Source organism: Curtobacterium sp. MCBD17_008 (genome assembly GCF_003234475.1).
Classification (GTDB): domain Bacteria; phylum Actinomycetota; class Actinomycetes; order Actinomycetales; family Microbacteriaceae; genus Curtobacterium.
In genome coordinates this window covers 124,967-138,786 of sequence record NZ_QKTK01000010.1, presented here as the reverse complement: position 1 = coordinate 138,786, position 13,820 = coordinate 124,967, and the positions used below count along the sequence as shown (strand labels likewise).

Below are 13,820 nucleotides of genomic sequence, written 5' to 3'. Positions count from 1 at the left end.
CATCTCCCAGGACGCCGCGGACCTGCTGAACCAGACCTTCAAGACCGACGCCGTCAAGCGCGGCCTGCTCGTCGGCACCGCCACCATCACCGCCCAGATCAAGTAACACCCGATCTGACGCACCACCAGAACGCCGTCCCGCACAAGCGGGACGGCGTTCTCGCGTCCCCGGAACCAGACGCCCGGGTTCCACGACACCCCGCCACCGTCCCTCCGTGGTTCCACAATTCGCGCACCTCGACCGCCGAGATGCGCGAATCACGGAACCACGGGGAGGAGCGACGGGAGGCTCGTCCGCCGTTTCCCGACGCCGCTACACTCCGGGAGCGGAGTGCGACCGAGCCCTCCAGCGGAGGTGGGGCGTGTTCGGGAACCTGACTGTCGGAACGCACGCCGCGGTGCTGCTCGTGATCATGCTGCTCGAGGTCGGGGCGCTGGTGGTCCTGTGGCGTGACCGGACGCGGAGTCAGCTGGCGAAGGTCGTCTGGACGGTCGTCGTCGTCGTGCTCCCGGTCCTCGGCGCGCTCGGGTTCCTGCTCAACTGGGCACTCGGTCGGCTCGCGGACCGGCTGGACCGGGCGCACTGACCGACGCCCCCGACGGGGTCCGTCCCGTCGGGCGGCTCACGCAGGTGTCCGTGCCAACCGCTCGCGCAGGCGGGCCGCCAGCTCGCCCTCGTCGGCCATGACGAGCCTCCCGTCCCGCACGACCACGCGGCCACCGACGACGACGTGCCGGGGCCGCCGTCCCGGGGACGCCCACAGGAGGCCGGCGACCGGATCGGCGACCCCGGCATCCGCGACGCCGGAGACGTCCCAGACGCAGAGGTCCCCGGCCGACCCGGCGCCGAGGTGTCCGAGTTCCGGCCGCCCGAGACCGACGGCGGACCCCTCGGTCGCCGTGCCGAGCACCTGTCGGGCGGGCAGCTGCGGCCCGACGAGCGCGGAGACCTGCATCGCCAGGCGGGCGTCCGCGAGCAGGTGTCCGGCGTCGTTGCTGCCGCCGCCACTGGTGCCCAGACCGACCGGGACGCCCGCGGCGAGGAGCCGCGCGACCGGCGCGATCCCCCACCCCATCGGCACGTCGCACCCCGGTGCGTGCGTGGCCGTGACCCCGGCAGCCGCGATGCGGGCGACCTCGTCGTCGGTGACGTCGCACAGGTGGGCGATCGTGACGTCGGGCGCGAGCCACCCCCACTGCTCGAGCAGGTCGAGCGGGCGTCGTCCGTACCGCTCGAGGGCGATGGCGGTGTCGACCTGTTCGTTCGCCTGCGTGCGTCGGCGCAGGCCGTGCTGGGCGGCGACTTCGCCGAGGGCACGGAACGTCGCCTCGCCGTCCGAGTGCACGCCCGCAGGACCGACCGCGACCTGCAGTCGTCCGTCGGGGTCGACGCCGCCGACCGCGTCCTCGTGGAGCAGTCCGGTGACGATCGCGTCCGCCGACGCGGCCGCCCGCTCAGGGTCGTCCCGGGCGCTCCCCCGGACGAACACCAGCCGCCCGCCGAGCCCGCGGACGGCGTCCACCGTGGCCGCGGCGAGCGCGACCGTGTCGTCCGCCGTCGCGTCCGCCGGCCAGTTGAGGTGGTGGTCGGCGATGGTGGTGACCCCGGACAGGAGGCCCTCCGCGGCCCCGACGGCAGCGGCCAGTCCGTAGAGCTCCGGGTCGTGGCCCACCCGGCCGTACGCACCGGCCATCGCCGGCAGCCAGTCCGCCATCGGTACACCGCGGGTCCCGGGGAGGGTCCGGAACGCCGTCTGCAGCAGGTGGTGGTGTGCGTTGACGAGGCCGGCGGTGACGACACATCCCGAGGCGTCGAGCGTCGTCGCGACCGCACTGCCGTCGTCGACCACGACGTCGCCGTCACGCTCGGTACGGGGGTCGACGAGGACGCGGTGTGCGCCGGTGACGGAGAGCATGCAGCGTTTGTAGCAGCGCGGTGTTTCGGGACGGTGTCGAACAGGGACCTCTTCGTCATCCCGCGGCTTCGTCTCATCGCTGAGACAGCTTGCCGATCGTTCTCAGCAGTGAGACGAGGGGTCGTCTTCCACAGCGCCGAGCGGCATGACCGAGGTCCTCGTCCGGCTACGGAGCGGGCTCGATCGATCCTCAGCGCGCGACCAGACGGGCTCGGATGTGTTCGGCGACACGCTCCGGATCACTGCACTGCACCACGTATTCGTGATTCCTCCGGGTCCGCAGGACGACTGCCGGCCGGTTCCCGAGGATGAGCCCCGTCGCGGCGCCGTTCCACCGCAGGCCGACACCACCGAACCGGAACCAACTCTGTTCTTCGACCCTGACGGATTCCAGCTCGGAGTACTCGAGCTGACGACGCCAGAGGGGGAAGAACCGAAGGGCGACGCTGTCAGCGACGTCCACGCGCACGGAGGCGGTGACGAGGACGAAGCCGGCACCGAGTACGAGCACGGCGGGGAGCATCGTCAACGTCGCGGGACCGATTCCGATCTCACGGACGAGGAGGACCATGAGGGCGACCATGCCACCGAAGCTGAGCAGGAGGAAAGCGCCGAGCACCCTCATCCAGGCGGGTCCGTTCGTCGTCTCCGTCATACCGGTGTCTCCTTTTCTCGTCCCGAGCGGATCCGGTACATCCTCGGTCGAATGTGTGACCATCCGACCGGGACGACCAAGATCAGCAGCGCGGCACCCATCACGAACGCGAAGCTCGACACGCCGAGCACCAGCCAGTTGGCGAGATGGAACAGGAGTGCGATCGGCAGCAGTATCCGCAATCGGAACGGCGTCGGCAGGAACACGGCGATCGCGAGACTGAACTCCAGCACGAGCGTTCCCCAGGACGAAGCGGCGACCAGCACTGGGCGCATCGTCACCCATTCCGCCACCGGCCGGAGGAGCGGCGGCGCCCCGAACACGTTGTTCCGCACCCAGTAGAAGAGGGCAGTGCCGTTCACCCACTCTGCACTGCTGAGCTTCCCGAGACAGGCGACGAGGTAGACAATCGCGATCTGCAGCTTCGCGAGCGCGAGGGCGGAGTACGCGACGAGGACGCGCGCGCCCAGAGCACGCTCCGGCTGTACGGCCGTCCACGAGGTCCGCCGCCGGGGACCGCTGTCCCGGCGATGAGCGCAGCAGTGACCAGCCCGACTCCTCCGGTCGTCATCAACGTTCGGCATCGGCTGTGTTCCGCGAATCTGGTCATGGCGTCGATACTCGTCGTCTTACATTCAGTATGTCAATCATGACTAGGGCTCAGAACACCTGCGGATCGGGACACGACCTCCTTCCCGCAGGACTGTGACCCCTTCAGCCGTTCTCCGCGTCGTTCCGCCGGCGCCCGCCAGCACCAGTGGGAAACCGGACGGGAACACGCGCGAAACACGGGGTCCCTAGGTTCTCCCCATGACGCAGACCCTGATCCGCGGCGGATGGGTGTTGACCGCCGCCCCTGACGCCTCCGAGACCCCGTCCGCGATCCGGGACGGCGCGGTGCTCCTCGACGGGGACCGGATCGCCGCGGTCGGCACCTTCGCCGAGCTGTCGGCCGCGCACCCCGATGCGCCGGTCCGCGGCGGGGCGAACGACGTCGTCACGCCCGGCTTCGTGAACACGCACGGGCACTTCAGCGAGGGGCTCATCACGGGGATCGGCTCGCAGTACACGCTGTGGGAGTGGTTGAACGCGCTCATCGCGCACGTCAACCCGGTGATGACGCGCGACAAGGCGTACGCGGGCACCATGCTGCAGGGGATCCAGATGCTCCGCAGCGGCGTGACGACGGCGAACGACATGTTCTGCTCGGACCCGATCCCCGGCGAGCCGGCGACACCGGGGGTCGTGCAGGCGCTCGAGGAGCTCGGGCTCCGCGGGGTCGTGTCGTTCGGCTCTGGGGACGTCGACCGGGGCTTCGGTGCGACCCCGATCCTGGAGGAGTTCGACGCGCTTCGTGAGGCCGCCGAGGCGAGCCACTACAGCTCGTTCCGAGTCGGCGTCTCGTCGATCGGCCGGTACACCGACGCGACGTGGCAGGAGCACGTCGACTACGCGGTCGCCGGCGGCCACGGCGTGCACGTGCACTTCCACGAGGTGCGCGAGGAGGTCACCGCCGCCCGCCAGCGCACGGGGAGGACGGCGATCGGGTACGCCGAGGCGACGGGCATGTTCGAGGTGCCGGTCATCGCCGCGCACAGCGTGTGGATGGACCGGGAGGACCGCGAGACCTACGCGGCGAACGGTGTCGGTGTCGCACACAACCCGGTCGCGAACGGGATCCTGGCGAGCGGCATCGCCCCGGTCGCCGAACTGCGGGCGCTCGGCATCCCGGTGGGGATCGGCGTCGACGGTCCCGCGTCGAACGACTCGCAGGACTTCCTGCAGGCGATGAAGACCGCCGCGCTCCTGGCACGCATCCGCGACCTGCAGGCGACCGCGATGACCGCCCGCGAGGCGTTCGAGATGGGCACCATCGGCGGTGCCCGGGCCCTGCGCATGGAGGACGAGATCGGGTCGCTCGAGCCCGGCAAGCGCGCCGACCTCGTCGTGTTCGACGGCGAGAGCCCGACGCTCGCGAACGTCCACGACCCGTTCCAGGCGGTCGTCTTCGTCGCGGGCAGCCGCGAGGTCAAGGACGTCTGGGTCGACGGCGAGCTGAGCCTGGCCGACTTCGAGGTCACCCGCGTCGACGTCCGGGAGGCCGTGGCCCGGTCCCGTCCGCTGGCTCGCGAACTCGTCGAGCAGGCCGGCCTGGAGCGCCTGTCGGCGCTGACGGGCGCGCCGCTCGACGACACGGAGCGCCCCTGACCGAGCGCCCCTGACGGAGCGACCACGCGCCGGACGGGAGGCCCGGACCGCGTCCGGACCCGGGCCTTGCGTCCGGCGGTCAGAGCTCCAGGACCAGACGCGGGCACCCGGCCGCCGCGCGGCTGACGCAGACCATCATCGTGTGGTCGTCGGCCTGCTCAGCGGGACTGAGCACGGTGTCCCGGTGGTCGACCGACCCCTCGAGGACGGGCGTCTCGCACGTGCCGCAGGTGCCCTCGCGGCAGGACGACAGCACGAACGCGCCGGCGTCCTCCGCGACCTCGAGCAGGCTCCGGTCGGCGGGGACGGTGACGGTCGTGCCGGTGAGGGTGAGCTCGACCTCGAACGCCTCCCCCGGGGCGTCGACGTCCGCAACGGGCTCGAACCGTTCGACCCGGACGCTTCCGGCCGGCCAGTGCGCGGCGGCGGTCTCGACCGCGTCCATCAGCCCGCGGGGGCCGCAGCAGTAGACGACGGCGTCGCGCGGCTCAGCGAGCAGCCCGACCACGTCCAGCCGGGGTGCCTCGTCGGCGGCGGCGAGCGTGACCCGGTCGGGGTGTGCCGCGAGGAGCTCGTCGGCGAACGCCATCCGGTCGCGGGACCGACCGGCGTAGTGCAGCTCCCACGGCGTCCCGGCCCGCTCGGCCGCGGCGATCATCGCGACGATCGGGGTGATCCCGATCCCGCCGGCGACGAACACCGCGGGACGCCCGGGGTCGAAACCGAAGTGGTTCCGCGGGCCGCCCACGGTCACGTCGTCGCCGACACGGAGCACGTCGTGCACGGCCACCGAGCCACCGCGTCCGGTCGCCTCGCGGAGGACCGCCACCCGCCAGTGTCCGTCGTCCGTCGTGGTGACGAGCGAGTACTGTCGCTCGACGCCGGGCGCCACCCCGAGGTCGACGTGGGCACCGGGCTCCCATGCCGGCAGCGGCGCCGAGTCGAGCGGGGCGAGGTCGAGCGTCACGACGTCCGCAGCCACCTGCCGCCGGGCCGCGATCCGCATCCGGTGTCGCGCCTCTGTCTGCGACACGGCGGCGCCGTACGCGCCGTTGCTGATGCCCGCGCTCATGCGCCGGCTCCGGACCGCGGCGTCTCCTTGACGACGATGAGGTGGAACGCGCTGCCGTCGGCACTGCACCACCGGTGTCCGGTCCCGCCGCGGTAGTACGCCGAGTCGCCCGGGCCGAGCCGCAGCACGTCCTGGCCGCGCAGGTCGAGCACGACGGCACCGGCGAGCACCGTCAGGAACTCGTCCTCGTGGTGCTCGAAGTACTCGCCGAGGTCGGTGTTGTCGCCCTTCCACTCGAGCGGCTCGAAGGCGTGTGGTCCGGCGTGCACGAGCAGCCGCGCCTCGCCGCTCGAGAACGGGCCGCGGGCGCCCTCGCCTGCGCGGATCACCTCCGGTCGTCGGTCGTCGGGCTCCTGGCGGACCGGGGCCCCGGCGGCGAGGAGGGCGACCTGCGTGGTGTCGAGCGCACCGGCGATCTTCTCGAGCGACACCATGCTCGCGCGGGAGTGACCTCGTTCGACCTGGCTGAGGAACGGGTGCGACAGGCCGGTGCGCTCGGCGAGCTGCACGAGTGTCATCCGTGCCGCGCGGCGGAGCGTCCGGACGTGCGCGCCGATCCGGCGGGCCTGTTCGTCGACGACGCGATCGGTCGTGGGCTCGGCCGCGGGGGTCGGAGCGGTGGCCGGTCCGGTGTCGGTCAGTTCGGTGGGCATCGCGCTCCGATCGGGGACGGGAGGGGCTGGGCGTTCCGTGCACGTCATCTCGTCACAGGCGGCAACCGGCGCGAAACCGGAGGGAAACACGGCCGCCCTAGCATCGGAGATGTTGATGCGATCAACATTGTCACACACGATCGAGAGGGTCCCATGGAGTCGTCACTGCCCCGTCGGGTCGCCCTCCTCCGCTCCGCGCTGCTGCCGGACGGCAGGCTCGTGGACGTCGCGATCGACGGCGACACGGTCAGCGCGGTGGCTCCGGCCGACACGCTCGCAGCCGGCGACGCGGACACGCTCGACCTGGGCGGACGCCTGCTGCTCCCCGCTCCTGCCGAGCCGCACGCCCACCTCGACAAGGCCCTCAGCGCGGACCGGATCCGGCCGCCGCTCGGCGACCTCGGGTCAGCCATCGCGGCCTGGGCGGCGCACGCCTCGACCATGTCGGTCGCGGAGATCGCCGACCGGGCGCGGACGCAGGCGCTCGCCATGCTCGCAGCCGGGACGACCGCGATCCGGACCCACGTCGACGTCCTGAGCGACGGCGGCACCGCGAGCGTCGCCGACAGCGTCCGCGGAGCACAGGCACTCGTGCAGGTCCGCGAGGAACTCGCCGACCTCATGGACATCGAACTCGTCGCCCTGGCCGGACCGCTCGCGCCGGACGAGCACGTCGAAGCGGTGCTCGACCTCGGCGTCGACCTGGTCGGCGGCGCCCCGCACCTCGCCGAGGACCCGCTCGCCGACGTCGACCGGTTGCTCGCGATCGCCCGGCGCCGCGGCCTCGGGGTCGACCTGCACGCCGACGAGAGCCTCGACGGGCCGGTCACGCTCGACCACTACGCCCGGGCGGTCCGCGACTGGCCGCGCGACCGCCAGTACTCCGCCGGCCACTGCGTCCGGCTCGGCACGCTCGGCCCGGAGCGGCTGGCCGAGGTCGTCGCCGACGTGGCCGCCGCGGACATCGGCGTCATCACGCTGCCGATCACGAACCTCTACCTGCAGGGCTGGCAGCACCCGGTGTCGACGCCGCGCGGCCTGACGGCGATCCGCGCACTCCTCGCCGCCGGGGTCCGGGTGGCCGCCGGCGCCGACAACGTCCGCGACCCGTTCAACCCGGTCGGCCGCAGCGACGCGCTCGAGACCGCGTCCCTCCTCGTCACCGCCGGACACCTGACGCCCGACGAGGCGTACGCGATGGTGAGCGTCGCCGCCCGGAGCGTGATGGGCCTCCCGGCCGCCGGCCCGGTCGTCGGGGCGCGCGCCGACCTGCTCGCCGTCGCCGCGACCAGCGTCACCGACGCGGTCGCGAACGCGCCGGCCGACCGCATCGTCCTGTCCCGCGGGCGGCTCGTCGCCCGCACCGAGGTGCAGCGCAGCGTCGCCGCCCCCACCCGCGCCTAGGCACCCGCCGTGCCCGAGCCCGCAACCGTCCCCGTTCCCTGACCGCGCACCACCATGCACGAGAACACGAGGTACCCGTGACCACCACCGCACCAGCCCCCGTCACCGCGACGGACACGCTGCTCGACTTCCGGAACGTCGAGATGACCTTCCCCAACGGCACGATCGCGCTGCAGGGCGTCGACCTCACCGTCGACCGCGGGCAGTTCGTCTCCGTCGTCGGCCCCTCCGGCTGCGGCAAGTCGACGCTGCTGCGGATCGCGTCCGGGCTCGAGACCGCGTCCGACGGCGCGGCCGGGGTCGCCGCCGACCGGATCGGGTACGTGTTCCAGGACGCCACCCTCCTGCCGTGGCGCACCGTGCAGGGCAACGTCGAGCTCCTCGCCGAACTCGGGGACGTGCCGAAGGCCGAGCGGGCCGCGAAGGCGGCGCACGCGATCGACCTCGTCGGGCTGAACGGCTTCGAGACGAACCTGCCGAAGCAGCTCTCCGGCGGCATGCGGATGCGCGTCTCACTCGCCCGGTCCCTGACGCTCGACCCGGAGCTGTTCCTGTTCGACGAGCCGTTCGGCGCCCTCGACGAGATCACCCGCGAGCGGCTGAACGACGAGCTGCTCCGCCTGTTCGTCGAGCAGCAGTTCGCCGGGCTCTTCATCACCCACTCGGTGTCCGAGGCGGTCTACCTGTCCACCGAGGTCGTCGTCATGTCCGGCCGTCCGGGCGGCATCGTCGGGCGCTTCGCGGTGCCGTTCCCGATGCCCCGTGACCCCGACATCCGCTTCACGCCGGAGTTCGCCGAACTCGTCGGCGAGGTCTCGCACGCACTCCGGGAAGGACACCGCTGATGGTCACGCTGCAGGAGGTCGCGGACGCCCGCACCGCGCGCACCGCCGCCCGTCGCTCCACCCCGCGCACCCGTCGGTCGGTCACCTGGTGGCAGCCCGTCGTCGTCCTCGCGGTGCTCGTCGGCGTCTGGTACGCCGCGGCCGCCTACTACGACCACGTGCGGGGCCTGGCCTTCCTCGTGCCGTACCCGCACCTCGTGCTCAAGGCGATCGTCGCCCCGACCGGGATGAACGGCGCACCCTCGACCTTCGGCCACGACCTGTGGACGGCACTCGGCCGGACGACGGTCGTCTCGCTCACCGGCCTCCTGTTCGCCATCGTCATCGGCGTCCTCTGGGCGATGGCGATGGCGCAGGCGAAGTGGCTCGAGAACTCGCTCTACCCGTATGCGGTCGTGCTGCAGTGCGTGCCGATCCTGGCGCTCGTGCCGCTCATCGGCGCCCTGTTCGGGTACGAGTTCACGAGCCGCGTCATCGTCACCGTGATGATCGCCCTGTTCCCGATGGTGTCGAACACGCTCTTCGGCCTGCAGTCGGCCGACAAGGGGCAGCGCGAGCTCTTCCGCCTGCAGCGTGCCGGCCGGTTCGCCCAGCTCGTGAAGCTGCAGGTCCCCGCCGCCCTGCCGTCGATCTTCGTCGGCCTGCGCACCTCGGCCGGCCTCAGCGTCATCGGCGCCATCGTCGGCGACCAGTTCTTCCAGCGCGGCAACCCCGGCCTCGGCGTCCTCATCCAGGTGACGGCCTCGCGGCTGATGGGGCCCGAGCTCTACGCGACCATCATCATCGCCTCGCTCTACGGCGTCGCGGTGTTCCTCGTCTTCGGCCTGCTCGGTCGTCTGGCCGTCGGCCGCTGGCACGACTTCGGCTGATCCGATCCCCGTCTCCCCTCCCCCTCCCACAGCACCCGCCCCAGCACCACGAGACCCGCACCACGAACGGAGCCTCCATGCGCACCACCACCCGACTCGGCGCTGTCACCGCCGCCCTCACCGTCTCCGCGATCGCCCTCACCGGCTGCGCGAGCGGTTCGGCGACGAGCGCCACCACCACCGCTGCGACGAGCGCCGCCACCGGCCCGGCCGTCGACCTGTCCGACGTCTGCCCCGCGACCGTGGTCGTCCAGACCGACTGGAACCCGGAGGGCGAGCACGGTCACCTGTACCAGATGCTCGGCGCGAACCCGGCGATCGACGCCTCCGGCAAGACCGTCACGGGCGACCTGGTCGCGAACGGCAAGCCGACCGGCGTCAAGCTCGAGATCCGTGCCGGCGGCCCGGCCATCGGCTACTCCAAGGTCAGCTCGCAGATGTACCAGGACAAGTCGATCACGCTCGGCTACGTCTCCACCGACGAAGCGGTCATGTTCTCCGGCGAGCTGCCCACGACCGCCGTCTTCGCCGAGAACGACCAGTCCCCGATGGCGATCATGTGGGACCCGGCGACCTACCCGGACGTCGACAGCATCGAGAGCCTCGGCAAGGCGCTCGAGGAGAACGACGGCGTGGTCCGCTACTTCAACGACGCCGCGTACATGTCGTACCTCGAGCAGTCCGGCATCCTGCCGAAGAGCGTCCTCGACGGCAGCTACGACGGCACCCCGTCCAAGTTCGTCTCGGCCGGCGGCAAGGACGCCCAGCAGGGCTTCGCCACCGCCGAGCCGTACGTGTACAAGAACCAGGTCGCCGCCTGGGGCAAGGAGGTCGAGTCGGCCCTCATCTCGAGCACCGGCTGGAACCCCTACCCCGAGACGATGTCCGTCCGCTCGGACCAGATGTCCGAACTGAAGCCGTGCCTCGAGAAGCTGGTGCCGGTCATGCAGCAGGCCGACGTGGACTACCTGGAGTCGCCCGCCGCGACGAACGACCTCATCACGCAGCTCGTGCAGCAGTACAACAACGGCTGGACGTACGACTCGAAGGTCGGTGCGTTCGCGGCCGAGCAGATGCAGAAGCGCGGCATCGCCACGGACGGTGACAACGGGTACGTGGGCGACATGGACGAGCAGCGCATGGCCGACTTCATCGAGAAGGCCACGCCCGTCTTCTCCGGCTCCGGCGGGAACATGAAGAAGGACCTGGCGCCCTCCGACCTGTACACGAACGAGTTCCTCGACGACTCGATCTCGCTCGGCTTCTAGCCGGTCCGGCCCGGCCGACCATCCACCGACGGGAGGCGCGACACCGCACGCGTGTCGGGCCTCCCGTCGGTCCCCCACCTCCCTCGCAGCAGGAGCAGCCATGACCATCGTCACCCCCGTCTCCGTCTCCCCCACCACCATCGAGGCGCTCCGCGCCGAGCTCGTCGACCTCCTCGGCGAGCGCGGTGTCAGCGCCGACGAACGGACGCGCGCACGCGCCTCCGTCGACGAGGCGACCATGAGCCCGATCCTCAGCGAGCAGCTGCCGCTCGGGCTCGCCGACCTCGTCGCCTCCCCCGCGAGCGCCGACGAGATCGCCGCCACCCTGCAGGCCGCCGTGCGGCACGGCGTCCCCGTGACCACCCGGGGCAAGGGCACCGGCAACTACGGTCAGGGCATCCCGCTGCACGGCGGCCTGGTCCTCGACACCTCCCGTGCCCGTGCCGTCGTCGAGGTCGGGGACGGCTGGATCACGGCCGAGGCCGGCACGTCGATGGTCGCCCTCGAGCAGGCCGCCGCGGCCGCCGGGCAGCAGCTCTGGATGTACCCGTCCACCGCGCAGTCGACGATCGGCGGCTTCCTGTCCGGCGGCTCCGGCGGCACCGGGTCGATCGCGCACGGGTCGAACTGGCAGGGCTTCGTCACGGCGCTCGACATCGCGCTGCCGGGTGAGCCGGGTCTGGTGCACGCCGAGGGTGACGAGGCGCAGCCCTTCGTGCACACGTACGGGACCGCCGGCGTCATCGCCCGGGCGACCGTCCGGCTCGAACCGCTGCAGGACTGGCGTGCCGTGTACGCGACCTTCCCGACGTTCGAGCAGGCGCTCGTCGCGGTGCGCACCCTGCGCGGCCTCACCCCGGTGCCGCGGCTCGTCAGCGCCGACCGCGCCGCGATCGCGGCCACCCTGCCGACGGACCCGGCCATCGCCGCCGACCGGGCCAGCCTGCGCGGCATCATCGACGCGGCGGCGCTCGACGAGGCGCAGGACCTCATCACCTTCGCCGGCGGCACCGTCGAGGACGTGCGCGAGGGGCTGCAGCAGACCACGAAGGTGTCGATGCTGTCGTACAACCACCCGATCTGGTGGCTGAAGCGGAACACCCCGGACACCGAGCACTTCCACGTCGAGGTCGGCGGCGAGGCGCTCATCGACCGGATCGCCGAGGTCGAGGCCGTCTACCCCGGCGGCATGCTCCACATCGAGGCGGCGCACGTCGGCCCGATCGGCATGCTGACCGCGCCGTACACCGGGGCGGAGGCCGTCTACGCCGGCTACCCGCTGCTCCGCGACCTCGGCGTCCGGGTGCACAGCCCGCACCAGTACTACGTCGACCACGGGGTGGAGGAGCTGCTCGCCCTGAAGCAGCGCACCGATCCGGACGGGCTGCTCAACCCCGGGCACGTCATCGATCCGGCGCTCGTCGAGTCCGGCGGGTCGACCGCGTCAGCGCAGCCGGCCGTCCCGGGCTTCGGCAAGTGAGCGGCACGCGGAAGCTCGCGGAGCTGTCGGGTCCGGCCGTCGCCGCCGGCTTCACGGCGGACACCGTCGTCGTCCAGCCGACCGGAGCGGTCGAGCACCACGGCCCGCATCTGCCGCTGCTCACCGACTTCCTGCTCGCCGACCACATCGGCGGCGCGGCGGTCGAGCAGGCCGCGGCCGAGGGGCTCGACGTCTGGCAGCTGCCCACCCTGGCGTTCACGAAGTCCGACGAGCACAGCTGGGCGCCGGGCACCGTGTGGCTCGACGCGTCGACGATGTTCGAGACGGTCGTGCAGATCGGCCGCGCCGTCGCCCGCACCGGGGCCGGCACGCTCGTGTTCGCGAACGGGCACGGCGGCAACGTCGCGCTGCTGCAGGTCGCCCTCCGCGAGATCCGGAAGCGGTACGGCCTGAAGACGTTCCTCATGCCGACGCTCGCCCGCGTGCCGGGTCCGGACGGCGAGGACGCGGACGAACTCGGCCTCGGCATCCACGGCGGTGCGGCCGAGACGTCGATGATCCTGCACCTGCGCCCGGACCTCGTCGACATGACGCTCGCGGAACGCTGGGTGCCGGAACACATCGCCGGGTTCTCGAAGATCGCGTTCAACGGCGGCCCGGTGTCCTTCGGGTGGCTCTCGGACGACTTCGGGACACCCGGCGTGGTCGGGGACGCGAGCCGCGCCTCCGCCTCGTACGGCGCGGCCCTGTGGGAGCACTCCCTCGCCGAGGCGGTGGCCTCGCTGCACGAGATCGCCCGCTTCGACCCCGCCGGTCCCCGGTGACCGTGCTGCCGGGCGAGGCCGCGGCGACCGTCGACGGACCGCCGCCCGCGGAGCCGCTCGTGCTCGCCGCGGCCTGGCTCCCGGTGGACGGGTCGGCACCGGGCCCGACGATGACCCTGTCCACGATCGGGCTGGACGGCTACCCGTCCGCCCGCACCGTCCTGCTGTCCCGGTTCGACGGACGGCGCCTGCACTTCCACACCGACACCCGGAGCCGGAAGGCGGCCGAACTGGCGGCCGTCCCCCGGGCCTCCGTGACGATCGTCTGGCCGGAGGCCGCCCGCCAGCTCGTCGTGACCGGCGACGTCGCGCCGGTCACCGACCGGGAGGCCCGGCTCGCCTACGCCGCGCGGACCCGGTACCTGCAGGTGCTCGCCTGGGTGAACGACGCCGACCTGGCGGGTGCGACGGCCGCGCTCCGTCGCGAGCGGTGGACGGCGTTCGGCGAGGAGCGTGGCGGTGGCCCACTCGAGCCGCCGACGACGTGGGGCGGCTACGCGCTGACACCGCTGCGGATGCTGTTCTGGCAGGGCGCGACGGACGGGCCGAGCAACCGGCTGGCGTACGAGCGCGCCGCGGACGGTGGGTGGCGGCGCGAGGCCTGGCCGGGGTGAGTCGCCGGGCTGGCCGGGGTGAGTCGCTGGGCTGGCCGGGCTGAGTCGCCG

14 protein-coding genes are annotated in these 13,820 nt (G+C 72.3%); 9 read left to right on the top strand and 5 right to left on the bottom strand.

Annotated features, from left to right (window positions below):
- The first annotated feature begins 362 nt into the window (after positions 1–362).
- A complete protein-coding gene (locus DEI95_RS11100; protein WP_111060253.1) occupies positions 363–587 on the top strand; it encodes a PLDc N-terminal domain-containing protein in 225 nt (74 codons plus the stop codon).
- Positions 588–623: 36 nt separating this feature from the next.
- Here the strand turns inward: DEI95_RS11100 and DEI95_RS11095 are convergent, their stop codons facing one another.
- The 3 genes from DEI95_RS11095 to DEI95_RS11085 form a co-directional block, all read right to left on the bottom strand.
- Positions 624–1,916 (bottom strand): amidohydrolase family protein, encoded by a 1,293-nt coding sequence (locus DEI95_RS11095; protein WP_111060252.1) that lies wholly within the window; start codon positions 1,914–1,916, stop codon positions 624–626.
- A gap of 190 nt (positions 1,917–2,106) precedes the next feature.
- Positions 2,107–2,571, bottom strand: a complete 465-nt coding sequence (locus tag DEI95_RS11090; protein WP_111060251.1) for a hypothetical protein — start codon at positions 2,569–2,571, stop codon at positions 2,107–2,109.
- On the bottom strand, positions 2,568–3,155 hold the full coding sequence (locus tag DEI95_RS11085) for an HTTM domain-containing protein (RefSeq protein WP_111060250.1): 588 nt from the start codon (positions 3,153–3,155) through the stop codon (positions 2,568–2,570). Before DEI95_RS11085 ends, DEI95_RS11090 begins: the two co-directional genes overlap by 4 nt.
- Positions 3,156–3,381: 226 nt before the next feature.
- Between DEI95_RS11085 and DEI95_RS11080 the strand changes: the two genes are divergently transcribed.
- Positions 3,382–4,779, top strand: coding sequence for an amidohydrolase family protein (locus DEI95_RS11080; RefSeq protein ID WP_111060249.1), 1,398 nt, complete (start codon positions 3,382–3,384; stop codon positions 4,777–4,779).
- Positions 4,780–4,858: 79 nt separating this feature from the next.
- Here the strand turns inward: DEI95_RS11080 and DEI95_RS11075 are convergent, their stop codons facing one another.
- Positions 4,859–5,851 (bottom strand): PDR/VanB family oxidoreductase, encoded by a 993-nt coding sequence (locus DEI95_RS11075; protein ID WP_258367576.1) that lies wholly within the window; start codon positions 5,849–5,851, stop codon positions 4,859–4,861.
- The gene (locus tag DEI95_RS11070; RefSeq protein WP_111060248.1) at positions 5,848–6,504 is read right to left on the bottom strand and encodes a helix-turn-helix domain-containing protein; all 657 of its coding nucleotides are present in this window, start codon (positions 6,502–6,504) and stop codon (positions 5,848–5,850) included. Before DEI95_RS11070 ends, DEI95_RS11075 begins: the two co-directional genes overlap by 4 nt.
- A gap of 153 nt (positions 6,505–6,657) precedes the next feature.
- Here DEI95_RS11070 and DEI95_RS11065 point away from each other — a divergent pair, with 153 nt between their 5' ends.
- From DEI95_RS11065 to DEI95_RS11035, 7 genes are all read left to right on the top strand, one after another.
- Positions 6,658–7,908 (top strand): amidohydrolase family protein, encoded by a 1,251-nt coding sequence (locus tag DEI95_RS11065; protein WP_111060247.1) that lies wholly within the window; start codon positions 6,658–6,660, stop codon positions 7,906–7,908.
- Positions 7,909–7,985: 77 nt separating this feature from the next.
- On the top strand, positions 7,986–8,753 hold the full coding sequence (locus tag DEI95_RS11060) for an ABC transporter ATP-binding protein (RefSeq protein WP_220032894.1): 768 nt from the start codon (positions 7,986–7,988) through the stop codon (positions 8,751–8,753).
- On the top strand, positions 8,753–9,622 hold the full coding sequence (locus DEI95_RS11055; protein ID WP_110826022.1) for an ABC transporter permease: 870 nt from the start codon (positions 8,753–8,755) through the stop codon (positions 9,620–9,622). The genes DEI95_RS11060 and DEI95_RS11055 overlap by 1 nt, the downstream gene beginning before the upstream one ends.
- Positions 9,623–9,699: 77 nt before the next feature.
- Positions 9,700–10,890: an ABC transporter substrate-binding protein gene (locus DEI95_RS11050; protein WP_111060246.1), complete on the top strand. Its 1,191-nt coding sequence runs from the start codon at positions 9,700–9,702 to the stop codon at positions 10,888–10,890.
- Positions 10,891–10,990: 100 nt separating this feature from the next.
- On the top strand, positions 10,991–12,370 hold the full coding sequence (locus tag DEI95_RS11045; protein WP_111060245.1) for an FAD-binding oxidoreductase: 1,380 nt from the start codon (positions 10,991–10,993) through the stop codon (positions 12,368–12,370).
- A complete protein-coding gene (locus DEI95_RS11040; RefSeq protein ID WP_110901203.1) occupies positions 12,367–13,155 on the top strand; it encodes a creatininase family protein in 789 nt (262 codons plus the stop codon). The genes DEI95_RS11045 and DEI95_RS11040 overlap by 4 nt, the downstream gene beginning before the upstream one ends.
- On the top strand, positions 13,152–13,769 hold the full coding sequence (locus tag DEI95_RS11035) for a pyridoxal 5'-phosphate synthase (protein ID WP_111060244.1): 618 nt from the start codon (positions 13,152–13,154) through the stop codon (positions 13,767–13,769). Before DEI95_RS11040 ends, DEI95_RS11035 begins: the two co-directional genes overlap by 4 nt.
- The last annotated feature ends 51 nt before the right edge of the window (positions 13,770–13,820 follow it).